Origin of the sequence: Streptomyces sp. NPDC058632 (assembly GCF_042717095.1) — a bacterium.
GTDB lineage: Bacteria > Actinomycetota > Actinomycetes > Streptomycetales > Streptomycetaceae > Streptomyces.
Window position 1 is genome coordinate 75908 of the sequence record NZ_JBHXQZ010000013.1, and the last position, 24713, is coordinate 100620.

At 70.8% G+C, this 24713-nt stretch carries 18 protein-coding genes and 1 pseudogene; 12 read left to right on the forward strand and 7 right to left on the reverse strand.

Going from position 1 to position 24713, the window contains the following annotated elements:
* The first annotated feature begins 206 nt into the window (after window positions 1–206).
* From ACFWVE_RS07925 to ACFWVE_RS07935, 3 genes are all read left to right on the forward strand, one after another.
* Entirely contained in the window at window positions 207–959 is a 753-nt protein-coding gene (locus ACFWVE_RS07925; RefSeq protein WP_384009316.1) for an IclR family transcriptional regulator, read from the forward strand.
* Window positions 960–1057: 98 nt separating this feature from the next.
* Window positions 1058–2323: a PP2C family protein-serine/threonine phosphatase gene (locus ACFWVE_RS07930; protein ID WP_384009319.1), complete on the forward strand. Its 1266-nt coding sequence runs from the start codon at window positions 1058–1060 to the stop codon at window positions 2321–2323.
* A gap of 183 nt (window positions 2324–2506) precedes the next feature.
* Window positions 2507–3268: a YqjF family protein gene (locus ACFWVE_RS07935; RefSeq protein ID WP_384009321.1), complete on the forward strand. Its 762-nt coding sequence runs from the start codon at window positions 2507–2509 to the stop codon at window positions 3266–3268.
* 39 nt (window positions 3269–3307) lie between these two features.
* Here ACFWVE_RS07935 and ACFWVE_RS07940 read toward each other — a convergent pair whose 3' ends face one another.
* Window positions 3308–3508, reverse strand: coding sequence for a DUF2191 domain-containing protein (locus tag ACFWVE_RS07940; protein WP_384009324.1), 201 nt, complete (start codon window positions 3506–3508; stop codon window positions 3308–3310).
* Between the two features lie 252 nt (window positions 3509–3760).
* Between ACFWVE_RS07940 and ACFWVE_RS07945 the strand changes: the two are divergent.
* The 3 genes and pseudogenes from ACFWVE_RS07945 to ACFWVE_RS07955 all read left to right on the forward strand — a co-directional run.
* A pseudogene (locus ACFWVE_RS07945) lies at window positions 3761–5427 on the forward strand (GH92 family glycosyl hydrolase); the annotation flags it as partial.
* Window positions 5408–6004 (forward strand): metallophosphoesterase, encoded by a 597-nt coding sequence (locus tag ACFWVE_RS07950; RefSeq protein ID WP_384009365.1) that lies wholly within the window; start codon window positions 5408–5410, stop codon window positions 6002–6004. The pseudogene ACFWVE_RS07945 and the gene ACFWVE_RS07950, both read left to right, overlap by 20 nt.
* Before the next feature lie 265 nt (window positions 6005–6269).
* Window positions 6270–6932 (forward strand): CBS domain-containing protein, encoded by a 663-nt coding sequence (locus tag ACFWVE_RS07955; protein WP_384009327.1) that lies wholly within the window; start codon window positions 6270–6272, stop codon window positions 6930–6932.
* Window positions 6933–7020: 88 nt separating this feature from the next.
* On the opposite strand, the gene ACFWVE_RS07960 is transcribed toward ACFWVE_RS07955, so the two are convergent.
* From ACFWVE_RS07960 to ACFWVE_RS07975, 4 genes are read right to left on the reverse strand one after another with little or no spacing between them, the layout of a single operon-like run.
* Window positions 7021–8397: a GH1 family beta-glucosidase gene (locus ACFWVE_RS07960; protein WP_384009367.1), complete on the reverse strand. Its 1377-nt coding sequence runs from the start codon at window positions 8395–8397 to the stop codon at window positions 7021–7023.
* 32 nt (window positions 8398–8429) lie between these two features.
* A complete protein-coding gene (locus tag ACFWVE_RS07965) occupies window positions 8430–9272 on the reverse strand; it encodes a carbohydrate ABC transporter permease (RefSeq protein ID WP_384009329.1) in 843 nt (280 codons plus the stop codon).
* 5 nt (window positions 9273–9277) lie between these two features.
* Window positions 9278–10228 (reverse strand): carbohydrate ABC transporter permease, encoded by a 951-nt coding sequence (locus ACFWVE_RS07970; protein WP_384009331.1) that lies wholly within the window; start codon window positions 10226–10228, stop codon window positions 9278–9280.
* A gap of 11 nt (window positions 10229–10239) precedes the next feature.
* The gene (locus tag ACFWVE_RS07975; protein ID WP_384009334.1) at window positions 10240–11499 is read right to left on the reverse strand and encodes an ABC transporter substrate-binding protein; all 1260 of its coding nucleotides are present in this window, start codon (window positions 11497–11499) and stop codon (window positions 10240–10242) included.
* Between the two features lie 329 nt (window positions 11500–11828).
* Here ACFWVE_RS07975 and yicI point away from each other — a divergent pair, with 329 nt between their 5' ends.
* Window positions 11829–14102: an alpha-xylosidase gene (gene yicI, locus ACFWVE_RS07980; RefSeq protein WP_384009336.1), complete on the forward strand. Its 2274-nt coding sequence runs from the start codon at window positions 11829–11831 to the stop codon at window positions 14100–14102.
* Between the two features lie 503 nt (window positions 14103–14605).
* Here the strand turns inward: yicI and ACFWVE_RS07985 are convergent.
* Together ACFWVE_RS07985 and ACFWVE_RS07990 are read right to left on the reverse strand one after the other, a co-directional pair.
* Window positions 14606–15394 (reverse strand): SAM-dependent methyltransferase, encoded by a 789-nt coding sequence (locus ACFWVE_RS07985; protein WP_384009338.1) that lies wholly within the window; start codon window positions 15392–15394, stop codon window positions 14606–14608.
* Window positions 15395–15495: 101 nt separating this feature from the next.
* On the reverse strand, window positions 15496–16503 hold the full coding sequence (locus ACFWVE_RS07990; protein WP_384009370.1) for a LacI family DNA-binding transcriptional regulator: 1008 nt from the start codon (window positions 16501–16503) through the stop codon (window positions 15496–15498).
* Between the two features lie 399 nt (window positions 16504–16902).
* On the opposite strand from ACFWVE_RS07990, the gene ACFWVE_RS07995 reads away from it, so the two are divergent.
* The 5 genes from ACFWVE_RS07995 (at window position 16903) to ACFWVE_RS08015 (ending at window position 24607) form a co-directional block, all read left to right on the forward strand.
* The gene (locus ACFWVE_RS07995; protein WP_384009341.1) at window positions 16903–17829 is read left to right on the forward strand and encodes a carbohydrate ABC transporter permease; all 927 of its coding nucleotides are present in this window, start codon (window positions 16903–16905) and stop codon (window positions 17827–17829) included.
* 7 nt (window positions 17830–17836) lie between these two features.
* Window positions 17837–18787 carry a carbohydrate ABC transporter permease gene (locus ACFWVE_RS08000; RefSeq protein WP_384009344.1) on the forward strand — a complete coding sequence of 317 codons (951 nt, stop codon included), beginning with the start codon at window positions 17837–17839 and terminating at the stop codon, window positions 18785–18787.
* Between the two features lie 138 nt (window positions 18788–18925).
* On the forward strand, window positions 18926–20269 hold the full coding sequence (locus tag ACFWVE_RS08005) for an ABC transporter substrate-binding protein (RefSeq protein ID WP_384009346.1): 1344 nt from the start codon (window positions 18926–18928) through the stop codon (window positions 20267–20269).
* A 59-nt stretch (window positions 20270–20328) separates the two neighbouring features.
* Window positions 20329–22371 (forward strand): beta-galactosidase, encoded by a 2043-nt coding sequence (locus ACFWVE_RS08010; RefSeq protein ID WP_384009349.1) that lies wholly within the window; start codon window positions 20329–20331, stop codon window positions 22369–22371.
* 187 nt (window positions 22372–22558) lie between these two features.
* A complete protein-coding gene (locus ACFWVE_RS08015) occupies window positions 22559–24607 on the forward strand; it encodes an RICIN domain-containing protein (RefSeq protein WP_384009352.1) in 2049 nt (682 codons plus the stop codon).
* The last annotated feature ends 106 nt before the right edge of the window (window positions 24608–24713 follow it).

Consider the following 24713-nt stretch of genomic DNA (forward strand, 5'->3'; position numbering starts at 1 on the left):
GTGCGGTGGGGGTGGGGATGGCGCGGTCGGGGTGGCACCGGCCGGGGATGCCGTACCCACCGCGTATCCATGTCGTGGCACCTGACACGTGCCGCCTTCCTTTCGGAGTGAAGGGACAGGGAGGAGCGCGGGGAAAGGGGCGGAGGGCGGGGCGGTTCCGTGGGGTGAACCTTGCTTGGGGTGCGGGCGTGACGCACGCTGGTGCCATGAGCACGGGCCCCACTCTCATCACCTCCGTGCAGCGCGCCTTCCGCTTGCTGGAGGCGGTGAGCGCGCACGAGACCGGCGCGCCGGCGAAGCAACTGGCGCGCGAGGCGGGGCTGCCCCTGGCCACCGCCTATCACCTGTTGCGCACGCTGGTCCACGACGGATACCTGCGCAAACTGGACGACGGCGGGTTCGTCCTCGGCGAGCGGCTGCACACGCTGCACACCGACGGCCGCGGTCAGGCCCTGCTCAGCCGCGTCCGGCCGACGCTCGCCGCCCTGCGGGACGATCTCTCGGCCGCCGCCTACCTCACCTTCTACGAGGACGGCGAGATCCGGGTCGCCGAGATCGCCGACGGTCCCCGCGCGCCCCGGGTGGACCTCTGGGTCGGCTTCGAGGACGCCGGGCACGCCACCGCGCTGGGCAAGTCCGTCCTGCGCGAGCTGGACGACGCGGCCCGCCGGGACTACCTGTCCCGGCACACCTTGAACGATCTCACGCCCCGCACGGTCACCACCGCGCCGGAACTGCTCCGCCGGCTCGACTCGAGCCCGGTGGCCCCCGTCGTCACGGACCTGGAGGAATACGCGCTGGGCACGGTCTGCGCCGCGATCCCCGTCTACAGCGGGGACACCCTCGGCTCGCTCGGTGTGTCCCTGCGGGTGGACCGGCTCTCCCGGCTCGAGGAGATCCGGGCGCGGCTCATTGCCACCGCCGACCGCATCACCCGGAGCCTCTCTCTCACTATCTGAAAATCATCCTCTTGTGACGGCCGGTGCGCACCGACTTTCCTGGACAAGCAAGACGTCAAGGGACGTGCGCCGTGCACAGTGAGGATTGCGGACGACACATGAGTCACGCCCGACAGCATCGTGGCGATCACCGGCCGGTGCGGAGTTTCCGGGCCCGGAGGGCCGGCCGTCCGTCGTTCCCCCGGACCTGGGCGCTCGCACACCGGGCCACCGGTACGCCCGTACTGCCCTTACTGCTCGTCTGCGTCATCACGGTCACCGACCTGGTCGGTGGTACCGGCCTGATCTGGCTGCCCCTGCTCGCCGCCGGACCGGCGCTGGCGGCCGCCACCTGCGGATGGCACGGAGTCGCCGGGGTCGGCCTCCTCGCCACGCTGCTGAGCGTCGTGCTCGGGGTCAGGGGCGGGGTGACCGGCGGGAATCTGGTCGCCGTGCTGGCCGTAGTGGCGAGCGTCACCCTGGCCAGCAGCCTGGCCGGGGCGGTGCGCGCCCGTCGCGAGCAGGTCCTCGCGGCCGTCCGCTCCGTCGCCGAGACCGCGCAGCACGCCCTGCTCCAGCCGCCGCCGGCCACCGTCGGCCCGTTCCAGGTGGCCGTCCACTACAGTGCCGCCGCCGCGGAGGCCCGGATCGGCGGGGACCTCTACGCCCTGATTCCGACCCCTTACGGGGTGCGGCTGATCGTCGGCGACGTGCGCGGCAAGGGGCTGTCGGCCGTGAAGACCGCCGTACTGGTCCTCGGCGTCTTCCGCGAGGCGGCCTACGACGAGCCCGATCTGCTGGCCGTCGTCGGCAGGATCGAGCGGAGTCTGGCCCGTAACCTCGGTGACGACGACTTCGTCACCGCCGTGGTCGCCGGATACCCCGAGCCCGGACGCCTGGAGCTGGTGAACTGCGGGCACGCGCCTCCCCTGCTGGTCCGGGGCTCCGACGTGGTGGCGGTGGAAGCCGCGCGGCCGGCGCCGCCGCTGGGGCTGCGCGCCCTGGCCGGTGAGGCCCCCGGCCTCCAGGTGCTGCCCTTCGGCGACGGGGACCAGTTGCTGCTCTACACCGACGGGGTCACCGAGGCCCGCGACGCCGACCGCGCCTTCTACCCGCTCACCGAGGGGCTTGCCCGGCATCTGCACGACGATCCGGCGCGCACCGTCGCGGCTCTGCATGAGGAACTGCTGACGCATGTGGGCGGCAGGCTGCACGACGACGCGGCGCTCCTCCTGCTGCGCAAGCCCGCCGTCGCGGAGCCCGTCGTCGCAGAGCCCGCCCTCGTGGAGTCCGCCGCCGCCGGGACGGCAGCCACCGGACCGTCCGTCCCGGCGGCGGGGCTTGGCGGCGCACTCGGCGTCGGCGAACGGAGGCGCGCCGCCTGACAGCCGGACGGTGCACACCGCCCGCCCTGAAGTACCGCACCACGTGCCGGCGCCCCTGTGACGGCGAACGGTCCGGCCACCGCCGCGGCGGTCAGGGATCGGTCGTACGTCGCGGGTCACGCGTCGCCCGGGGTGGCAGCTCCCGACACCGCGCCCTTGCGGGGCGCTTGGGATACTGCTGTGATGTCGCCGACCCTGCCCCCCGACCCCATAACCGCCGACCCTCCCAAAGCGATCGCGCGTCCGCTGCTCACCCAGTCGTGGCTCGACCTGACCTTCCTCCACTGGGCCGCGGACCCGGCCGACGTGGCGCCTCTGCTGCCGCCCGGCACCGTGCCCGACACCCTGGACGGCGTCACCTACGTGGGGCTGGTCGCCTTCCGGATGCACCGGGTCGGCTGGCTGCGCCTCCCCGGCATTCCGTACCTCGGAACCTTCCCGGAGACCAACGTCCGCCTCTACTCGGTGGACGAAAACGGGCGCCGGGGCGTGGTGTTCCTCTCCTTGGACGCCTCCCGGCTGCTTCCCGTGACGGTCGCCCGGATCGGCTTCCGGATGCCCTACCTGTGGTCCCGCATGGCCGTCCGGCACAGCGGCGACACCGTCACGTACACCAGCTCGCGACGCTGGCCCGGCCCTCGCGGTGCCCGCAGCCGCGTCACCGTGCGAATCGGTGAGCGGATCGGGGAACCCACCGAGCTGGAGCACTTCCTGACCGCCCGCTGGGGCCTGCACGGCACCTTCTTCGGCCGGTCGATGTACCTGCCCAACACCCATCCGCGCTGGTCCCTGCACCGCGCCGAGGTGGTCGAGTGCGAGGAGGACCTGGTGACGGCGGCAGGCCTGCCGAAGCCGGTGGGCGGCCCCGTGAGCGTCCTCTACTCCCCGGGCGTCCCCGCCCGCTTCGGCCGCCCCGCCCGCCCGGCGGGCATCCGGACCCCGTAACGGCCCTGGTCCCGTGCCCCCGTGGTCCCGCCTGCGGGTTCAGCCCTGCGGTTCCTGCGGCCGGATGTCGACCTCACGCAGGTTCTGGTCCTTGCGTTCGGTACGGGTCTCCGTGCGGTGGCCACGGGCGATGTAGTCCCGCACCACGACCTCGACGGCGTCCTGGGGCGACCCGACTCCGGCCAGCACCATGACTTCCACGACCAGCTCGGCGTCGAGCGTGACGGTGACCTTGGCCATGAGCTCCCCCTGCCGGTATCACCCGGGCTCCGCGTCGGCCCGGATCACCGCACTCTACAGGGGGCCGCGTCACCGTGCCCGGCGGGCACATCCACTCGCATCCCCGCGCACATGCCTCACTTCTCCCGGCATTCACCTGATCCTTCCCGAAGTCTTCCCCTGGCGAGCCGCAGGCGCTGAACTGCAGGACGCGGCCCATACCGGCACCACACAAAGACAACGTTGTCACCCAGTGAGAGCAGGGGCTTCGCCATGTGGAAATCCGCCAGACCGCATCCACCGACGCCCCCGCCGGGGCGCCGCAGACTCCTGGCCACCCTGGTGGCCCTCGGCACGCTCGTGACGGGGCCGGTTCCCGCGTCCGGCGCTGCCGCACAGGGCCGTGAGGTCGCCGCGTTCGACGCCGTCGACCCGTTCATCGGCACCGAACTGGACCCCACGCAGAACAAGGGGAACAGTGCGTACGGGAACACCTGGCCGGGCGCCACGGTGCCGTTCGGCATGGTGCAGTCCTCCCCCACCACGTACCGCTCCTCGGACGGCGACCAGAAGGGGGGTTACGAGTACACCGCCGACAGGATCCGCGGCTTCGGCATGACCCGGCTCTCCGGGACGGGCTGCGAAGGACGGTACAGCGGCTTCGACTTCCCGGTGCTGCCCTACACCGGTGAACTGCCCGGCGGCTCCCTGCCGTCCAGCCCGGCCGGGTCGATCACCGACTACTACCTGGGATTCGACCACGCCGGCGAGAAGGCGGACCCCGGCTTCTACTCGGTGGACCTCGCCAACGGGGTGGAGACCGAGCTGACCGCGACCACGCGCACCGTGGTGAGCCGGTACGACTTCCCCCCGGACGGTTCCTCCACGCTGCTGTTCGACGTGGCCGGTTCCAACAACCGGGTCTTCGGCAGCGAGGTGAACGTCGAGGGCAGGACCGTCAGCGGGTGGGTGGAGACCGCCTCGGTGTGCGACGAGGGCGGACGCTACCGGGCGTACTTCTCGACCACGTTCGACCGGCCCGTGAAGGCGCACGGCACCTGGCAGGGCGACGCGACGCGGCCGGGCGCGGACAGCGCCTCGGGCGGTGGCACCAAGCACGGGGCGGGTGCCTGGCTCGTGTTCGACCGCGGGGCGAAGGTCACCTCGAAGACCGGCCTCTCCTACGTCGGTGTCGCGAACGCGGCGCAGAACGCGGCCACCGAGACCCGCGGCAAGGGCTTCGACCAGGTGCGCGCACAGTCCGCCCGGGTGTGGCGGGACGCGCTGGGCACGGTCGACGCCGCCGGCGGCAGCCGTGAGGAGCGGGTGAAGTTCTACACCGCGCTCTACCACGCGCTGCTGCACCCGAACGTCTTCGACGACGTGAACGGCCAGTACCAGGGCTACGACGGAAAGGTGCACCGGGCCGCCACCACTACGCCACTTACGCGGGCTGGGACATCTACCGCAGCCAGGCCCAGCTGATCGCCCTGCTGTTCCCGAAGGCCGGCAGCGACATCAACCAGTCGATCACCGACATGGTGCGCCAGACCGGCAGCTGGCCCAACTGGCCGCACCTCAACCAGGCCCAGCAGAAGATGAGCGGCGACTCGTTGCAGTCCGTCGTCGCCTCCATCGACGCGTTCGGCTCCACCGACTACGACCGGCGGGCCGCGCTCCGCCTGATGAAGTCCACACAGGACCTGCCCGCCGACGCGACGCTGCGGCGGCACGCCTACCAGTACGCGACGGCCGGTTTCATCGAGAACCGCAGGGGCGACTCCGCGACGTCGAAGACACTCGAGTACGCCGTCGACGACTTCGGTATCGCCCAGCTCGCCGGACGGCTGGGCGACCGGGCGACGTACGACCGGTACATGGCGCGGACGCAGAACTGGCAGAACGTCTTCGACGACGCCAGTGACCACATCCGCCCCCGGGAACTGCCCCGATCCCCAGAAGCTCTGGCTGGACATGCAGGGCCGCTGGCTGGACGCGGCCGTCGAGGACAACCCCGGCAAGTGGACGGTGGCGGTCTTCCACCAGCCGGTCTTCTCCGGTGCCGAGGGCCGCGACGAGAAGGCGGTGCGCGACGCCTGGCTGCCCGTGTTCCAGAGCAGCGGCATCGATCTGGTGCTGATGGGCCACGACCACGTGTACGCCCGCGGGTTCGCCGACGAGGACGCCACCGGCACGCCCGGCGTGACGACCGGGCCCGTCTACACGGTGGCCGTCTCGGGACCGAAGTACTACGAACTCGCCCCCGAGGACGACAACGTGTGGACCCGCAACGGTGCGACGCAGGTGGTCCGCGCCGGTCACACCTCCACCTTCCAGGGGATCAGGGTCACGCAGGACCGGCTCCACTACGAGGCCGTCGTCGCGGCCAAGTGGGACGACCGGTCGACCACCGACAAGGAGGTCGGCGAGGTGCTGGACTCGTTCACCGTCACCAAGTACGACGACGGCACCAAGTACGTGACGGAGAAGGGGGTCGAGGTGCCGCCCGCGCCGTAGACGGGCCGCTGAAGCGCAGCGATGGGCATCGGCCCGCGTTCCGTCCGGCTCCGTCCGGGTGGGCACGGGCCGATGCCGTGCCGGGGCCCCGGCGGCCCGGCGGCCTCACACGGTCGGGGGAAAAGGAGTCCGACGGGGCCGGAACGTGATCCTCCTGTTCCCGTTCGAGGCCCGCGACCGGCGATGATGTCGGTGACGTCCGCGTGCGCACAGCGGTCGTCCGTCCGTCGGGTCTGTGCCAGGAGCAGAGAGAGGAACTGCCACGATGAGCCACCAGAAGGTGCGCGATGTGATGAGCGACGCCGTCATCCGTATCCAGGGCGGAACGCCGTTCAAGGAGATCGCGCACCTGCTGCTCGAGTACGACATCACCGCCGTCCCCGTGGTCGACGTCGAGGACCGTCCGGTGGGCGTGGTGTCGGAGGCGGATCTGCTGCACAAGATGTGGGGCCGTCAGGAGGGCGATTCCGGTGGGTCCGGTGTGGTGCCCCGGCCGGAGAAGGCGTGGGCGACCGACGCCGCCGGACTGATGACGTCGCCCGCGCTGTGTGCCGCCGAGGACTGGAGCGTGGTGGACGCCGCCCGGGTGATGGCGCAGCACGGGATCAAACGGCTGCTGGTGGTCGATGCTGCGGGGCGGCTGAGGGGTGTGGTGAGCAGGAGCGATCTGCTGCGCGTCTTCGTGCGCGAGGACCGGGCGATCCGTACGGAGATCGTCGAGGACGTGCTGGTGCGGGCGCTCGGCGAGGCGCCCTCGGCGGTCGAGGTGAATGTGACGCACGGTCACGTCAGGCTCATCGGGCAGCTGTCGTCCCAGGCGATGGCCGGGGAGCTCGAGGAGCTGTGCCGCAACGTCGACGGCGTCGTCGACGTGGAGTTCCGTACGGTGCCCGGGGCCGGCGCCGACGGCCCGGCGCGGGCGGGCTGAGCACCTGCGGGGCCGGCCACGGCACCGGGAGCCCGGGAAGGGGCCGTCGCCGGACGGGACGGCCCCGGTGCCCGTCGTGCGGGGTGGCTCAGGGGTGCTGTGCGGCGATCATCCGCCGGTACCAGTGGTAGCTGTCCTTCGGGATGCGCCGCTGGGTGTCGTAGTCGACGCGGACGATGCCGAAGCGCTTGCCGTAGCCGTAGGCCCACTCGAAGTTGTCGAGGAGGGACCACACGTAGTAGCCGCGTACGTCGACGCCCCGGTCGATGGCGGCGCGCAGGGCGGTGAGGTGGTCGCGCAGGTAGGCCACGCGGTCGTGGTCGTGGACGGCGCCGTCGGTGACCCGGTCGTCCTCTGCGGAGCCGTTCTCGGTGATGTGGACGGGCGGCAGGGCGGCCCCGTACTGCTCCTTGAGGTCCACCAGCAGGTCGGTGAGGGTGTGGGGCACCACCGGCCAGCCCATCGCGGTGTGGCGGACACCGGGTGTCGGTGCCTCCTCGTACCGGTTGTCGGTGGCCACACGCCGGGCGGGGTCGCTCTCGCGGTACGGGGCGTCGGCGACGGTGATGGGGCGGTAGTAGTTGATGCCGAGGAAGTCCAGCGGCTGTGAGATCAGGTCCAGGTCGCCGTCGCGGCGGAAGTCCTGGCCGGTGATCAGCTCGCCCCAGGTGTCCTGTTCGGTGCCGGGGTAGCGGCCGGCCAGGATGGGATCGGTCCACGCCAGGTTGTGCAGGGTGTCGGCGCGGACGACGGCGGCCCGGTCGGCGGCGGAGTCGGTGGCGGGCAGGTGGTGGTCGAGGTTGAGGGTGATGCCGGCCTCGCGCACGCCGGCCGCCCTCAGTGCCTGTACGGCGAGGCCGTGGGCGACCAGCAGGTGGTGGGCGGCGGCCAGGGCGCCTCGGCCCTCGCGGGCGCCGGGGGCGTGGCGCCCGACGGAGTAGCCGAGGAAGGCGCTGCACCACGGTTCGTTGAGGGTGATCCAGCGCGGTACGCGGTCGCCGAGCCGGTCGGCGACCGCGGCGGTGTACTCGGCGAACCGCTCGGCGGTGTCGCGCACACGCCAGCCGCCCCGGTCCTCCAGGGCCTGCGGGAGGTCCCAGTGGTAGAGGGTGGCGGCGGGTTCGATGCCGGCGGCGAGGAGTTCGTCGACCAGGCGCTCGTAGAAGTCCAGACCCTTGGGGTTCACCGGTCCGCTGCCGTCGGGCACGACGCGGGGCCAGGCGACGGAGAAGCGGTAGGAGCCGACGCCGAGGTCGCGCAGCAGGGCGACGTCCTCGGGGTAGCGGTGGTAGTGGTCGCAGGCGGTGTCCCCGGTGTCGCCGCCCTCCACCAGGCCGGGGGTGTGGCTGTAGGTGTCCCAGATCGACGGGCCGCGGCCGTCCTCCCGGACCGCCCCCTCGATCTGGTAGGACGCGGTCGCGGCGCCGAGGACGAATCCGGGCGGGAAGCTCGGGAAGTCGGACATGCGCTGGGGGCCCTCCTCGGGGCGTGCGGTGGTCACTTGACGGAGCCTCCGGTGATGCCGGCGGCGATGTACTTCTGGGCGAGGACGAGCAGGATCGCCGCCGGCACGGCGGAGAGCACGGACGCGGCCATCACCGAGCCCCAGTCGCCGACGTGGGCGCCGATGTACTGGTAGATGCCCAGGGTGATCGGTTTGACGTCGTCGGTGGTGTTCAGGGTGAGCGCGAACATGAAGTCGCTCCACGAGAACAGGAAGGCGAACAGGCCCGAGGTGATCAGGGCGTTGCGGCTCATCGGCAGCACCACGCGGACGAAGGTGCGCACCGGGCCGGCGCCGTCGATCTGCGCGGCCTCGACGACCTCGCCGGGGATGGACACCATGAAGGCGCGCATCAGCACGATGGAGAAGGGGATGCCGAGCGAGGCGTCGGCGAGCATGAGGCCGAAGTAGGAGTTGACCAGGCCGAGGTCCACGTAGGAGTTGTAGAGCGCGTTGGCGATGACGATGCCCGGCACCATCTGGGTGATGAGGGTGCCGAACACGATGGTGCGGGTGCCGCGCAGCCCGAAGCGGGCCAGCCCGTAGGCGGCGGGGGCGGAGACGGCGAGGCAGATGGCGACGGCTCCGAGGGAGACGACCAGGGAGGTGAGCAGGTGTCCGCCCTGGTCACTGATGGCCTTCGAGAATCCGGACAGGTCCAGGCTGCCGGGAACCGGGTCGACCTGGAGCAGTCCGGACTCGGGCTGGAGTGCCGTGTTGAGCATCCAGTAGAGCGGGAAGAGCATGACGCCCAGGATGAGCAGGCCCGCCACGGTGGAGCCCAGGCGGCGTCCCCGTACGCGTGGTGCGGCGGGGGCGGGGGTGTGAGCGGCCATGTCGGTCACTTCCCGTCGGTGCGGTTGGCCCGCAGGTAGAACACGGCGAACGCCGCGGAGATGAGGATGAGGACGTTGCCGACGACGGCGCCCGCTCCGAAGTCGAGCTGGACGAAGGAGTTCTGGTAGGTGAGCGTGCCCAGGGTCTGGGTGGCGTCGGCGGGGCCGCCGTCGGTGAGGGCGAGGATCAGGTCGAGGATCTTCACCGTCGACATGAAGCCGAGGACGAGGACGACCGTGACCACCGGCTTGAGCATGGGCAGGGTGACGGAGCGGAAGGTGCGCCAGGCGGAGGCACCGTCCAGGGAGGCCGCCTCGTACAGCTCTCTCGGGATCTCCTGGAGGCCGCCGTACAGGATGACCATGTTGAACGGGATGCCGATCCAGATGTTGACCAGGACCACCGAGAGCAGGGCCATGTCGGGGCTGGTCAGCCAGGGGGTGTCCCCGCCGAGGCCGATGGCGCCCAGGAAGGTGTTGAGTACGCCGGTGTCCTGGTCGAGGATGCGGCGCCAGACGATGCCGGACACCACCATGGGCACCAGCCAGGGCAGCAGGATCAGGGACCGCAGGACGCCGTTCAGGGGGAACGCGCGGCTGAAGAAGACGGCGAGCGCGAGCCCGATGCAGAACTGGCCGAGCAGGGAGCCGACGGTGAAGACGAGAGTGTGCCACAGGGCCTTGCCGAAGAGGGCGTCCTGGAGGACGGCCGACCAGTTGTCGGTGCCGTTGAAGGGCGCCTCCGAGGTGAAGAACGTCTTCGGCGTGTAGTGCTGGAAGCTCATCACGACGTTGCGGACGAGCGGGTAGCCGAAGAAGAGCAGCATGAAGACGACGGCGGGGGCGACGAAGCCCCACTGGGCGAGCCGGCGTCGGCGGCGCAGCCGGGCGGGGTCCGGTGCGGCCTTCCGGGACGCCTTCGCGGAGGCCGCGGCGGTGACGGTGGAGGTGGTCATGGGCACGTACCTCAGTTCCCGCTCGTGGCGCGCTGCTGGGCGCGCTTCAGGGCGGCCTCGCTGGACTGGCCGGTCAGGGCGGACTGGAAGGCGCTCTGCAGCGCGAGGGAGACGGAGGACCAGCCGGCTCCGAGCTTGCCGGTGCGGGAGCGGGCCTCGGCGACCTGGTCGGCCAGTGCGTCGAGTTCGGGCACGCGGTCGCGCCAGACGGCGGCGGCCTTCTCGTTGGCCGGGACCATCCAGCTGTTCAGGGCGTAGGTGAGCTGTTCCTTCTCACCGGCGAGGCAGGCGACGATGCGGCCGGCCGTCCTCTCGCGGTCCTCGTCACCGGTTTTCGGCACGGTGAGCACCGCACCGCCGAGCGGTCCCACCGAGGCGTCGCCGGCCTGCGGGACGGGGATCTGGGCGATGCCCCAGTCAAGGGACTCGTCGGTGTTGAGGGTCTCGACCTGCCACGGGCCGTTGATCATCATGGCGGCGTTGCCGGCCATGAACTGGTCGTTGACGTCGGCCTGGGTCCAGTTGACGGTGGACCTGGACAGCGAACCGTCCTGGAGCAGCGCCTTCCAGTAGTCGAGCGCCTCGACGACCTGCGGGCTGTCCAGCTCGGTCTCGTCGCCGCCGTTGGACCACATGAACGGGGTGAACTGGAAGACGCCGTCCTCGGCGCCGCCCGCGCTGAGCGCCAGGCCGTAGCGCCTGCCCTCGGTGAGCTGTTTCGCCGTGTCGCGCAGTTCGTCCCAGGTGGTGGGGACCTCGAGGCCGGCCCGGTCCAGAATGTCCTTGTTGTAGAAGAGGGCCAGAGTATTGACAGAGCGGGCCGCGCCGTAGTAGGTGCCCCGGTAGGAACCGAACTCGACGATGCCCTCGGGGATCTCGTCGGTTTCGAGGCCGAGGGTGCGCAGGTCGACGAGTCCGCCCGCCTCGGCGAAGGTCGGCATCTCGGAGGCGTCGAACTGCACGATGTCCGGCAGCGACTTCGACGAGGCCATGCGCAGCGCCTTCGTCATCACCTGCGCGGCGGGGACGCTCTGCTGCTCGATGCGGATGCCGAGCTGCTTGCCGCAGCGGGCCATCGCCTCGGCGTCCCAGCGGTGGTAGGACTCGTCGGTCGAGGAGTTCATCACGGTGTACACGTCGTTGTCCCGTTGCTGTGCGCAGCCGGTGAGTGCCGCCCCGGTGACCAGGACGGCGACGGCGGCGAGGGACGTGACGGCTCTGCGCGGGCGGCGGGGCCCGCGCTGTGCGGCGACCGGGGGATGTGCTGTCACGGTGGGTGCCCTTGGGTGGGACCGGCTCGGCGTTCGCCGACCCGGCGGCTCGTGGGAGGGACGGGGCCGAGAGGGAGTCCGAGACGGCGAAGCAGCTGGTGAAGCGCTTCGACGATTAGTCGGTCCCGCTCGTGGGAAAATCGGCTCTGAGGTCGGGTGTAATTTGTTTTGCCTGATTACTAATACGTCAGCGGAAGCCGGTCGCGCTAGCCCCCCAGCAAGGTGATCTGTGCGCACCAGGGCGTGACAGAAACCCCTGAGCCTGTCATAGTTCCTGGTCAAATACCGCTTCCCTCCCGCCATCGCCCTCTCCCCCTCCGAGGAAGATCATGAAGTTCACCGACGGCTTCTGGCGCATCCGCGACGGCGTCCAGATCTCGTACGCTACCGAGGTGCGCGAGGTGCGCCCCGAATCGAAGCGCTTCACCACGTACGCCTCCGTGCGGAAGGTGGCACGGAGGGGTGACACCCTCAACGCGCCGCTCGTCACGGTGGAGTGCTTCTCCCCCGCCGAGGGCGTCATCGGTGTCCGCGTCACGCATCACGCGGGCAAGCGGCGGCCGGGGCCCGACTTCGCCCTGGGCGGCGACGCCGACGGCGCTGGGACGGTACGCCAGGAGGGCCCGGTCACCGAGCTGACCAGCGGTCCGCTGACGCTCCGTCTCGACGGGTCCGGTCCCTTCGCCCTCGCCTTCCACGACGCGGACGGGCGCGAGCTGACCCGTGCGGACGCCAGGAACACGGCCTTCGTCACCACCGGACACGGGGAGCGGCACCACATGCTGACCCGGCTGGCGCTGGGTGTCGGGGAACAGGTCTACGGCCTCGGCGAGCGCTTCACCCCGTTCGTCAAGAACGGCCAGACGGTCGACGTGTGGCAGGCGGACGGCGGCACGAGCAGCGAGCAGTCCTACAAGAACATCCCGTTCTACCTGTCGTCCCGCGGTTACGGCGTCTTCGTCAACCATCCCGGTGCGGTGTCCTTCGAGGTCGGTTCGGAGTCGGTCGGCCAGGTGCAGTTCAGCGTCGAGGACCAGTCGCTGGAGTACTACGTCGTCGCCGGTCCCACCCCGAAGGACGTCCTCACCCGTTACACGGCCCTCACCGGCCGCCCGGCCCTGCCGCCCGCCTGGTCGTTCGGCCTGTGGCTCAGCACCTCGTTCACCACGTCGTACGACGAGGCGACGGTGACGTCGTTCGTGGACGGCATGGCCGAACGCGGTATCCCGCTCACGGTGTTCCACTTCGACTGCTTCTGGATGCGTGAGTACCAGTGGTGCGACTTCCAGTGGGATCCCGACGTGTTCCCCGACCCGGACGGCATGCTGGCCCGGCTCAAGGAGAAGGGGCTGCGGATCAGCGCCTGGATCAACCCGTACATCGCCCAGAAGTCGCCGCTCTTCGACGAGGCCGCCGCCCTCGGGCATCTGGTGCGCCGGGCCGACGGTGACGTGTGGCAGTGGGACCTGTGGCAGGCCGGCATGGGCCTGGTCGACTTCACCAGTCCCGAGGCGCGGGCCTGGTTCCAGTCGAAGCTGAAGCCCCTGCTCGACCAGGGCGTGGACTGTTTCAAGACGGACTTCGGCGAGCGCATCCCCACCGACGTGGTCTGGCACGACGGCTCGGACCCCGAGCGGATGCACAACTACTACACGCAGCTCTACAACCGGACGGTGTTCGAGCTTCTGGAGAAGGAGCGCGGGCAGGGTGAGGCCGTGCTCTTCGCACGGTCCGCGACCGCGGGCGGGCAGCAGTTCCCGGTGCACTGGGGCGGCGACTGCTGGTCGTCCTTCGAGGCGATGGCCGAGTCGCTGAGGGGCGGGCTGTCGCTGTCGCTGAGCGGGTTCGGTTTCTGGAGCCATGACATCGGCGGTTTCGAGGGCACGCCGGACCCCTCGGTGTTCAAGCGATGGCTCGCCTTCGGTCTGCTGTCCTCGCACAGCCGGCTGCACGGCTCCACGTCGTACCGGGTTCCGTGGGAGTTCGGCGACGAGGCGGTGGACGTCGCCCGGCGGTTCACCCTGCTCAAGCACCGGCTGATGCCCTACCTGTACGGCGCCGCCGTCGAGGCGCACGACACCGGGGTGCCGATGATGCGGCCGATGGTGCTGGAGTTCTGGGACGATCCGTCGTGCCGTCAGCTGGACCGTCAGTACATGCTGGGCCCCGATCTGCTGGTCGCCCCCGTGTTCGACACGGACGGGGAGGTGGAGGTCTACCTGCCGGAGGGTACCTGGACCCACCTGCTGAGCGGCGAGAAGGTCACCGGCCCGTGCTGGCGCACCGAGCGGCACGGCTACGACAGCCTGCCGCTGTATGTCCGGGAGGGCGCCGTGCTGCCGCTGGCCGGGGACGACACACGGCCCGACGGCGACTGGCTGGACGCGCCGGTGCTCCTCGTCCACCCGCCTGCCTCGCCCGGTTACGAGGCCGAGGTCGCCGTACCCGACACGACGGGTGCGCGGGCGGCGGGCTTCCGGGTGGTGCGGGACGGCGACGTGCTGCGGGTCACCGCGTCGGGCACCGAGCGGCCGTTCACGGTGCGGGTGGCGGGCGGTGCCCAGGCCCGGGGGGCGGGCGAGGTGACGGTGCCGCTGGGGTGACCGGAGCCGGGGTCGTGACCTGCGGGAAGACTGTCGGCGGCCGCTGCCCGCCCGGGGGAGGTCCTCGGGCGGGCAGGGCGGCCGCGGCGGTCCGGCGCCGGGGCTGACGTCCGGGCGGCCGTCTGACGCGGTGAGCGCTGTGCGACCCGGCGGACGGATGCGGGGTCCTGTGCGACCCGGCCGACGGATCGGGGTCAGAGTGCCGGAACTCCGGGGCTCCGCTCGCCCTGCGGGGCCGCGGGCGCAGGCGCGCCCGCGCGGCCCTCGGACGGCACAGGGCGGTCAGGAAAGGCGGGGCCCATGGCGGTGACCTCGCCACCGGCTGCTGGCACCCGGGTGTCGCCGCCTTCCGGTGGTCCCGGTGACCTGGCGGGCGAGGTCCTGGGCCTCGCCGCGTCCCGCTGCCGGGTGGCTCACGCGTTCAGTCCGCGTCCGCCCGGCGGCCCCTGTCCGCGGCCGGACGCGGCACCGGACGGTGCCTGCGGGGCCGGGCGACACGGAGGTCAGCGGAGCCGGGCGACGCCCGCGTAGATGCCGCTGTCCTCGGGTGCCGGGGCCGGGGTCTTTCGGAACCACTCCGTGGCCGTGACCAGGCCCGGCTCCACCAGGTCCAGGCCGTCGAAGAAGCGGGCGACTTCGGAGCGGGTGCGGAAGCCGAGGCGGATGCCGGCCCGGGCGTACTCGGCGGTGACCTGGGCGGCCAGTTCCGCGTGGCGGTCGGACGCCGCGTGCGACAGCACCAGGTAGCTGTCCGGTGGGAGTGCGGAGAGCAACTCTCCGACAATGGCCCGGGGTTCCTGGTCGTCGGGGATGAAGTGCAGGAGGGCGATCAGGGACAGCGCGATGGGACGGCCGAAGTCGAGGACGGTCCGGGCGTGGTCGATGATCTCCCCGGGGTTGCGCACATCGGCCTGGAAGTAGTCCGTGGCGCCACGGGGACTGCTGATCAGCAGGGCCTCCGCGTGCCGCAGGACGATGGGGTCGTTGTCGGTGTAGACGACCCTCGCGGCCGGGACGACGGCCTGCGCGATCTGGTGCAGGTTCGGCTCGGTGGGGATGCCGGTGCCGACGTCGAGGAACTGGTCGACGCCCTGCCCGGCGAGCCAGGCCGCGGCCCGGTGCATGAACCGGCGGTTCTGCCGGGCGGCGTCCCGCGCCTGGGGCGGCAGCTTCTCGCCGACGGCCTCGTCCACGGGGTAGTTGTCCTTACCGCCGAGCAACCAGTCGTAGACCCGCGCGGGGTGCGCCCTGCTGGTGTCGATCCGCAAAGGGCTGGACCTGCCGGCCGGCATGACGAACTCCGTCCCACGGTGGATCACGGCTACTGACGATCAACGAGTCTTGCACACCAACACGTGAGCAGACAGGGTGAGTTGAGCCGGATCGGGCCACGTCACCCCCTCGCCCGCGCCTTCTCCGCCGGCGGCGGTGCCGTACTGGCGCGCGGCACCAGGCGGGTCGGGACGAGGGTGGTCCCCCGCTCGGGGCCGCCGTGGCGCATCTTGCCCAGGACGGCCGCCACACAGTGCCTTCCCACCTCGGCGAAGTCCTGGTGGACGGTGGTCAGGGGGGGCAGGAACGAGGACGCCTCGGGGATGTCGTCGAAGCCGATGACGCTGACGTCCTCGGGGACGCGCCGGCCGCGTTCGTGGAAGGCACGCAGCAGGCCGAGGGCCATCTGGTCGTTGGCCACGAAGACGGCGGTGCACTCGTCGAGGGCGGCGAGTCCGAGGCCCGCGCGGTAGCCGGACTCCGCGGACCAGTCGCCGCGGACGAGTCCCGGCGGGACGCGTCCGGCGTCGGTGAGGGCGGTGCGCCAGGCGTCGGTGCGGCGCTGGGCGGCGAAGGAGTCCTCGGGTCCGGCCAGGTGCCACACCGTGCGGTGGCCGAGGTCGAGCAGGTGGTGCACGGCGGTACGGGTGCCGCCGGCCTGGTCGGTGTCGACGACCGTGTAGTGGTCGCCGGCATCGGAGTCGACGACCACGACCTGGACGTGCGGGGGCAGTTGGATCGTCGCCGCGTCCAGCAGATGGACCTCCATGATGACGATCACCGCGTCGACGGCGAGTTCCTCCAGCCGGGAGAACGCGCCGCGCACCTCGTCCTGTGTCGGTATCGCGACGGGCAACAGGGTCACCGCGTAGCCCTCGTGCGCGGCGGAGGTGGCGATCGCCTCCAGGGTGCGCACGTTGCCGGTCGTGGCCAGCGAGAAGGTGATGACACCGATGGTGCGGAACTCGCCGCGTTTGAGGGCGCGAGCCGCGCTGTTGGGCCGGTAGCCGAGCTCCTGCATCGCCGCGAGCACCTGCCTGCGGGTCTCCTCGTTCACCCCGGCGTAACCGTTGGACACGCGGGAGACCGTCTGGGACGAGACGCCGGCGAGGCGGGCCACGTCCGCCATGGAGGCCCGGGTGTGGCGGCCGCCGCCCCGCGGGCGGGAGCGCGGCGGGGCACCGTCGGCCGGATCCGTGCCCGCGGGGCCCGCGCCCGCCCGGTCCCTGCCGGCTGTGGTCGCCTCGGGGGCGAGGGTCCTTCCCGGCGTGCTGTCCACCGTCTCCACTCGCTTTCCGGCCGCCTTCCCCTCGCCGTCCGCCGCGTGAGGGTTTCCCAGAGGACCCTTGACCGTCGTCATCAGGGCAGTGTAGACATGCCGCCACCAGATGTTTACGTAAACATAACACCCCGTCGCATTCCTGCGGCGCTCGATGTTTGCGTAAACATCGGCTGCGGGGGCATGGCTCCCGGCCCCGAGGAGGGCGCCGTGACCACCCGGCCAGAACGTGGACGAGCGAGGAACGACATGACGACGCTGCAACCGCCGGCGACCGCCGAGCCACGGCCGGCACCACCTCCGGCGAAACGGGACCGCCGCTCCTGGACCGGGTGGGGGTTCATCGGTCCCTTCGTGGCCGTGTTCACCCTGGTCTTCCTGGCCCCGATCGTGTATTCGATCTACCTGAGCCTCTTCCGCGACCAGCTCATCGGCGGCACCAGCTTCGTCGGGCTCGACAACTACCGGCAGGCCCTGCAGGACGAACGGTTCTGGGCCGCGCTCGGCAGGGTCTCGCTCTTCCTGTGCGTCCAGGTGCCGGTCATGCTCGGCATCGCCCTGCTGGTGGCGCTGGCACTGGACAGCGGACGCCTCTACGGCAAGAGCTTCTTCCGCATCTCGATCTTCCTGCCGTACGCGGTGCCCGCCGTCGTCGCCACCCTGATGTGGGCCTTCATGTACGGCACCCGCTTCGGCCTGGTCGGTGACGTCAACGAGGTCTTCGGCGTGTCACTGCCCGACCCGCTCTCCCCCGACCTGGTACTGGCCTCGATCGGCAACATCGTCACCTGGGAGTTCGTCGGCTACAACATGCTGATCTTCTACGCGGCGCTGCGCGTGATCCCGCACTCCCTCTACGAGGCGGCCGAGATCGACGGCGCCGGGCAGATCCGCGTCATCACCGCCATCAAGCTGCCCGCGATCCGCGGCGCCCTGGTCATCGCGACGATCTTCTCCATCATCGGCAGCTTCCAGCTCTTCAACGAGCCCAGCGTCCTGCAGAAGCTGGCGCCCAACGCCATCACCACGGACTACACGCCGAACTACTACACGTACTCGCTGTCCTTCTCCGGCCAGCAGCACAACTACTCCGCGACGGTCGCCATCATCATGGGGCTGATCACCATGGTCATCGCCTATGTCGTCCAGCTGCGCGGCATGCGCAAGGGAGTGTGAAGCAGCGATGACCACTACCGTCTCCCCCGCCCCCGCGGGCCGGACCGGCTCAGCGTCCGGCACCTCCGGTTCCGTCCCCCGGCTGCGTACACGCCGGCGCGGCTCCACCCCGGGACAGCCCCGCCGCAGTGTGCTGCTGACCGTGCTCACCGGCCTGGTGCTGCTCTACAGCCTGGTGCCGCTGGTGTGGCTGGCCATCAGTGCCACCAAGACCCAGGAGGGGCTGTCCCGTTCGTTCGGCCTATGGTTCGACGGCGACTTCGCCCTCTGGGACAACATCGCCGAAACGTTCACCTACGACGACGGCGTCTTCACCCGCTGGCTGCTGAACACCATGCTGTACGTGGGGCTCGGCGCGGGAGGTGCGACCCTCCTGGCCGTGCTCGGCGGCTACGCCCTGGCCAAGTTCGAGTTCCCCGGACGCCGGGCCGTCTTCGCCGTGGTCATCGGCGCCGTGGCGGTACCGGGTACGGCGCTGGCGGTGCCCACCTTCCTGATGTTCAGCAACATGGGGCTGACCAACACCCCGTGGGCGGTGATCATCCCGTCGCTGATCTCGCCGTTCGGCCTGTATCTGATGTGGGTGTTCGCCAGTGAGGCCGTCCCGGACGAACTCCTCGAGGCGGCCCGGATCGACGGCGCGGGCGAGCTGCGCACCTTCTTCCTGGTGGTGCTGCCGCTGCTGGCGCCGGGCATCGTCACCGTCTCGCTGTTCACCATGGTCGCGACCTGGAACAACTACTTCCTGCCGCTGATCATGCTCAAGGACCCCGACTGGTACCCCCTCACCCTGGGCCTGCACAGCTGGAACGCCCAGGCCGAGACGGCCGGCGGGCAGCCCGTGTTCCACCTGGTGATCACCGGCTCGCTGATCACCATCATCCCGCTGATCGCCGCGTTCCTGCTGCTGCAGAAGTACTGGCAGTCGGGGCTCGCCGCCGGAAGCGTCAAGGAATAGCGCCGGCCGCCGTCCCCCCTTCCCCACGCTCTCCTGCCCTCACGCACCCCTGCTCCTGCCTCCACAAGGCCCTCCTCACGGCCCGTCACCCTCCCAATGCCCCGGAATCCAAGCCCACTAAGAAGTGGAAGCACGCCCATGCACAAGCAATCCCGCCGCCTGCTGCGCGGCATCGGCATCGTCTGCGCCCTGGCCCTGGGCGCCACCGCCTGCGGTGGTTCCGACGACGGGGACGCCGCTCCGAAGGCGGTCTCCGAGTCGGACGTCGCGGCGGCCCTGGAGAAGGGCGGTACCGTCACCGTCTGGGCGTGGGAACCCACGCTCGAGCAGGTGGCCGCCGACTTCGAGAAGGAGCACCCCGGTGTCGAGGTGAACCTCGTCAACGCGGGCACCGGCAACGAGCAGTACAAGGCGTTGCAGAACGCCATCTCCGCGAAGAAGGGCGTCCCCGACGTCGCCCAGGTCGAGTACTACGCCATGGGTCAGTACGCGCTGACCGACGGGCTCACCGACCTCAGCGGCTTCGGCGCCGACCAGCTCGCCGACCAGTACTCCCCCGGCCCGTGGAACGGTGTGAAGGCCGGCGGTGAGGGGATCTACGGTCTGCCGATGGACTCCGGCCCGATGGCACTGTTCTACAACAAGAAGGTCTTCGACAAGCACGGGATCGAGGTGCCGACCACGTGGGACGAGTACGTGGACGCGGCCCGCGCCCTGCGCAAGGCGGACCCGAAGGCGTACATCACCAACGACGCCGGTGACGCGGGCTTCACCACCAGCATGCTGTGGCAGGCCGGTTCGCGCCCCTACAAGGTGGACGGCACCGAGGTGAAGATCGGCTTCGCCGACGAGGGGACCAAGGACTTCACCGGCACCTGGCAGAAGCTGCTCGACGAGAAGCTGGTCGCCCCGGTCACCAGCTGGTCCGACGACTGGTACAAGGGCCTTGGCGACGGCACCATCGCGACCCTGGCCATCGGTGCCTGGATGCCGGCCAACCTCGCCTCCGGCGTGAAGGAGGCCGCCGGTGACTGGCGCGTCGCCCCGCTGCCGCAGTGGACGGCGGGTGCCGACGCCAGTGCGGAGAACGGCGGCAGTGCCCTCACCCTGCCCGAGCTCGGCAAGAACGAGGCGCTCGCCTACGCGTTCGTGGAGTACGCCAACGCCGGCGACGGTGTCGGCACCCGCGTGAAGAGCGGCGCTTTCCCGGCGACCACGGCGCAGCTCGGCTCGGAGGAGTTCCAGAACACCGAGTTCCCGTACTTCGGCGGGCAGCAGGCCAACAAGGTGTTCGCCGAGTCGGCCGCGAACGTCGCCGACGACTGGGCGTACCTGCCGTACCAGGTGTACGCCAACTCGATCTTCAACGACACCGTCGGCAAGGCCTATGTCTCCGGCACCACGCTGACGGACGGCCTGAAGGCCTGGCAGGACGCGTCGGTCAAGTACGGCAACGAGCAGGGCTTCACCGTAGCGAAGTAGCACACCGGGGCGGCACGCACGCCGTGCCGCCCCGGTGCGAGACACCCGGAAGGACCGCCATGATCTCCACCCTCCTGTCCCGTTCCAGCGGGGCGGACGGTGACCGTGCCCCCCGCCTCCTGTACGGCGCCGACTACAACCCCGAGCAGTGGCCCCGCAGCGTCTGGGAGGAGGACGTCCGGCTGATGCGGGAGGCCGGCGTGAACGTCGTGTCCGTGGGGATCTTCTCCTGGGCGCGGCTGCAACCGGCCGAGGACTCCTGGGACTTCGGATGGCTCGACGAGGTGCTGGACCTGTTGCACGCGGGCGGCATCGGCGTCGACCTGGCGACCGCCACCGCGTCCCCGCCACCGTGGCTGACCACGGCCCACCCGGAGATCCTGCCGGTCACCGCGGACGGCGGAACACTGTGGCCGGGGGCACGCCAGCACTGGCGTCCCACCTCTCCGGTGTTCCGTATCCACGCGCTGCGCCTGGTAAGGGAGTTGGCGACCCGCTATGCGGACCACCCGGCGCTGGTCGCCTGGCACGTCAACAACGAGCTGGGCTGCCACAACGTCTACGACTTCTCCGACGACGCGGCGCGCGCGTTCCGGCACTGGCTGCGGTCCCGTTACGCCACGCTGGACACGCTCAACTCCGCCTGGGGCACGGCCTTCTGGTCCCAGCGCTACACCGACTGGGAGCAGATCCTGCCGCCGCGGCAGGCCGCGTCCCATCCCAACCCCACCCAGCAGCTGGACTTCAAGCGCTTCTCGTCGGACGTGCTCAAGGAGCATCTGCGGGCCGAGCGGGAGATCCTGCGGGAGATCACCCCGGACATCCCGGTCACCACCAACTTCATGGTGATGGGCAACACCAAGGGAATGAACTACCCCGACTGGGCGCAGGAGATCGACTTCGTCTCCAACGACCACTATGTCCACCCGGGTCCGCAGGACCGCGACGAGCTGTCCTTCTCCGCGAACCTCACCAGCGGCATCTCCGGCGGCCGTCCCTGGTTCCTGATGGAGCACTCCACCAGTGCCGTCAACTGGCAGCCGGTCAACGTGGCCAAGCGTCCGGGCGACCTGGCCCGTGACTCGCTGCTGCACGTGGCGCACGGGGCCGACGCGGTGTGCTACTTCCAGTGGCGGCAGTCCGCGGCCGGCGCCGAGAAGTACCACTCGGCGATGGTCCCGCACGCCGGCAAGGACAGCGACCTGTTCCGCGCGGTGACCGAACTCGGCAGCATTCTCAAAGCACTTGCCCCGGTCGCGGGCAGCGAGCGGGAGGCCGCCCGGGTCGGCATCCTCTACGACTGGGATTCGTGGTGGGCGAGCGAGCAGGACTCGCACCCTTCCGCACTGCTCGACTACCGGCAGGAGGCGCTCGACTGGTATTCGGCGCTGCTGGCCCTCGGTGTCCGCGCCGACCTCGTCACCACCCGCGCCGACCTGCACCGCCACCAGGTGCTGGTGGCCCCGGTGCTGCACATGGTCCCCGCCGACCTGGCCAAGACGCTGACCCGGTACACCGAGCAGGGCGGACACCTGATCACCACGTACTTCTCGGGTGTCGTCGACGAGCACGACCACGTCTGGCTCGGCGGCTATCCGGGGGCGCTGCGCGATCTGCTCGGCATCCGCATCGAGGAGTTCGGTCCGCTGCTCGACGGGGACACGGTGGAGCTCGACGACGCGACGACCGGCAGCCTGTGGACCGACCGGATCGACGTCGGGGCCGGGACGGACGTCCTGGCCCGCTACCGCACGGGCGTGCACGCCGGCCGGGCGGCGGTCACCCGGAAGGCCACGGGCGCCGGTTCGGCCGCCTACGTCTCCACCCGGCTCGGTGTCGAAGGGCTCACCTCGCTACTGCCCCGGCTGCTCGCACCGGCCGGTGTGGAGAGCGAACTGCCGCCCGAGGTCCGCGGGCTGGTCGAGACGACGGTACGCAGCGGTCCCGGCGGCCGGTTCCTGTTCCTGGTGAACCGGACCGACACGGCCGTCCCTGTGCGCGGCCTCACCGGGGAAGTACTGCTCGGCGCCACGGAGGGCGGCGACGGCGCCCTCGTCCTCGGGCCGCGCGCCGTCGCCGTACTGCGGCAGCCGGCCGGCTGAGTCGCGGCGACTGCGCGCAACTCCTCGCAACGCCCCTGGAACGGCAAGGTCGTTGCGAGGGCCACCTGCCCCACCTCCCGGAACGGCAGGCCGTTCCGGGAGCCTTCTTCTCCTTTGGCCCGCGCGGTGGGCGCGGGCCAAAGGGTCCACCAGAGCGCGACCACACCTCAACGTTGGGAGCACACCGATGGCACGCCGCACCCGCAGAAGACGGCTCCTGTCAGCCGCAGGCCTCACCGCCCTGGCCACCGGGGCCGCCCTGATCCCCGCCCCGGCCTCCACCGCTCAGGCAAAGGACGTCGTTCCCTCCGTCACTGTCCGGCCCGATCCGTCCTACCAGCAGGAGGAGTTCGAGGGCTGGGGCACCAGTCTGGTCTGGTTCGCGAACGCCACCGGCGACTATCCACCGGAGATACGCGAGAAGCTCGCCGAACTCCTCTTCGGCGACGAGGGACTCGCGCTGAACATCGCCCGCTACAACGTGGGCGGCGGCAACGCCCCCGACGTCAAGGACTACCTGCGCGCGGGCGGCGCCGTCGAGGGCTGGTGGAAGGCACCGGAGGGCACCACCCGCGAGGACACCGACTGGTGGGACGCCGGGGACCCGGCGGACTGGAACGAGAACGCCGACGCCACCCAGCGCTGGTGGGTGGACCGCATCAAGAAGGACATCACCCACTGGGAGACCTTCAGCAACTCCCCGCCCTGGTTCATGACCGTCAGCGGCTATGTCTCCGGAGGGTTCGATGCCGGCGAGGACCAGCTCAAGGCCGAGTCGGTCGACGACTTCGCCGCCTATCTGGCGGGCGCGACCAAGCGGCTGGAGAAGGCGCACCGTATCGAGGTCGACACCGTCGACCCGTTCAACGAGCCGAACACCACGTACTGGAGCACCCGTCTCGGCCCGGACGGCGAGCCCGTCGGCGGCCGGCAGGAGGGCGCCCACATCGGCCCCGAGCTCCAGGAGAAGGTGCTCCACGCCCTCGCTCCGGCGCTGAGGAAGGCGCGGACCGGGGCCGGTGTCTCCGCCATGGACGAGACCAACCCGTCCACGTTCGCGCGGAACTGGAATTCCTACTCCCCCGCTGCCCGCGATCTGGTGGACCAGATGAACGTGCACACCTACGGAACCGGGCAGCGCACCACGGTGCGCGACCTCTCCAAGGTGGCGGACAAGCGGCTGTGGATGAGCGAGGTCGAGGGCGACTGGGGCGACGGCCAGAGCTTCACGGACATGCGTCCCGGTCTGGGGCTCGCCCAGCGCATCGTTGACGATCTGCGCGAACTCGAGCCGCGTGCCTGGGTGTTCTGGCAACCCGTCGAGGACCACGACAACATGAGGCCCGGCGGGGAGTCCGCGAAGGGCGGCAACTGGGGTGAGATCCAGCTCCCGTTCAGCTGCACGGCGGCCGACACCCTCGAGACCTGCCCCATTTACACGAACACCAAGTTCGACACCGCCCGCAACTTCACCCATTTCATCAAGCCCGGTGACCGGCTGGTCCAGGTGAACGACACCTCCAGCGCGGCGGCGGTGACGAAGAACGGCAGGGGCGCCTCGGTCGTCCACGTCAACAGCACCGGCGAGGCGCGCGACGTCACCGTGGACCTGTCGAAGTTCCGCACGGTCGGCCGGAACGCGACCGTCACGCCCGTCGTGACGAGCGCCGACGGCAAGCTGGAACGGCACGGGGCCATCAGGGCCGACGACCGCTCGGCCACCTTCACCGTACCCGCCCAGTCGGTGACGTCCTTCGTCGTGGAGGGTGTCTCCGGCGTCGCCGCGGACGCGCCGCTGCTGCGCAAGGGCCACACCTACACCCTGACCGGTGTGCAGAGTGGCAAGGCCGTCACCGTCGGAGAGAACGGCAGCGGCCTCGTCATCGGCACCGGCGACGGCTCTGCGGCCCAGCGGTGGCGGCTGAGCGCGGTGCGTCCCGGCGACGGGGTCCGACAGCGCTACGAGTTCACCAGTACGCGGGACGGTGAGCGCAGGCGTCTGACCGTGCGCGACGACGTCCCGGTCGCCGAGCCCGACACCGGCACACGGGACAGGGCCGCCGAGTGGATCGTGTCGGGCACCGGCGACGGCACCTGGACGCTGGTCAACGCGGCCACCGGACGTCTCCTGGAGGTCGGCGGCCAGGCCACCCACGAAGGGGCCGCGGTGACGACCTGGGAGCCCAACTCCGGTGTCAACCAGCGTTGGACGGTCACGGACGTGACCGGGAGCTGACGCGCCCGTCCGGGCCCCGGGTTCCGGGCCCCGGACCCCCCGGCCCGTGGGGGCGGGGGCCCGCCGCCGTCACGAGGCCAGTACCGCCCCGCCCGCGGGGAGGATG

Bases quoted from the DNA above. Each gene is read 5' to 3' on its own strand.
- ACFWVE_RS07925 (WP_384009316.1), top strand. From the start codon at position 207: ATGAGCACGGGCCCCACTCTCATCACCTCCGTGCAGCGCGCCTTCCGC.
- ACFWVE_RS07930 (WP_384009319.1), top strand. From the start codon at position 1,058: ATGAGTCACGCCCGACAGCATCGTGGCGATCACCGGCCGGTGCGGAGT.
- ACFWVE_RS07935 (WP_384009321.1), top strand. From the start codon at position 2,507: ATGTCGCCGACCCTGCCCCCCGACCCCATAACCGCCGACCCTCCCAAA.
- ACFWVE_RS07940 (WP_384009324.1), bottom strand. From the start codon at position 3,508: ATGGCCAAGGTCACCGTCACGCTCGACGCCGAGCTGGTCGTGGAAGTC.
- ACFWVE_RS07955 (WP_384009327.1), top strand. From the start codon at position 6,270: ATGAGCCACCAGAAGGTGCGCGATGTGATGAGCGACGCCGTCATCCGT.
- ACFWVE_RS07960 (WP_384009367.1), bottom strand. From the start codon at position 8,397: ATGTCCGACTTCCCGAGCTTCCCGCCCGGATTCGTCCTCGGCGCCGCG.
- ACFWVE_RS07965 (WP_384009329.1), bottom strand. From the start codon at position 9,272: ATGGCCGCTCACACCCCCGCCCCCGCCGCACCACGCGTACGGGGACGC.
- ACFWVE_RS07970 (WP_384009331.1), bottom strand. From the start codon at position 10,228: ATGACCACCTCCACCGTCACCGCCGCGGCCTCCGCGAAGGCGTCCCGG.
- yicI (WP_384009336.1), top strand. From the start codon at position 11,829: ATGAAGTTCACCGACGGCTTCTGGCGCATCCGCGACGGCGTCCAGATC.
- ACFWVE_RS07985 (WP_384009338.1), bottom strand. From the start codon at position 15,394: ATGCCGGCCGGCAGGTCCAGCCCTTTGCGGATCGACACCAGCAGGGCG.
- ACFWVE_RS07990 (WP_384009370.1), bottom strand. From the start codon at position 16,503: ATGGCGGACGTGGCCCGCCTCGCCGGCGTCTCGTCCCAGACGGTCTCC.
- ACFWVE_RS07995 (WP_384009341.1), top strand. From the start codon at position 16,903: ATGACGACGCTGCAACCGCCGGCGACCGCCGAGCCACGGCCGGCACCA.
- ACFWVE_RS08000 (WP_384009344.1), top strand. From the start codon at position 17,837: ATGACCACTACCGTCTCCCCCGCCCCCGCGGGCCGGACCGGCTCAGCG.
- ACFWVE_RS08005 (WP_384009346.1), top strand. From the start codon at position 18,926: ATGCACAAGCAATCCCGCCGCCTGCTGCGCGGCATCGGCATCGTCTGC.
- ACFWVE_RS08010 (WP_384009349.1), top strand. From the start codon at position 20,329: ATGATCTCCACCCTCCTGTCCCGTTCCAGCGGGGCGGACGGTGACCGT.
- ACFWVE_RS08015 (WP_384009352.1), top strand. From the start codon at position 22,559: ATGGCACGCCGCACCCGCAGAAGACGGCTCCTGTCAGCCGCAGGCCTC.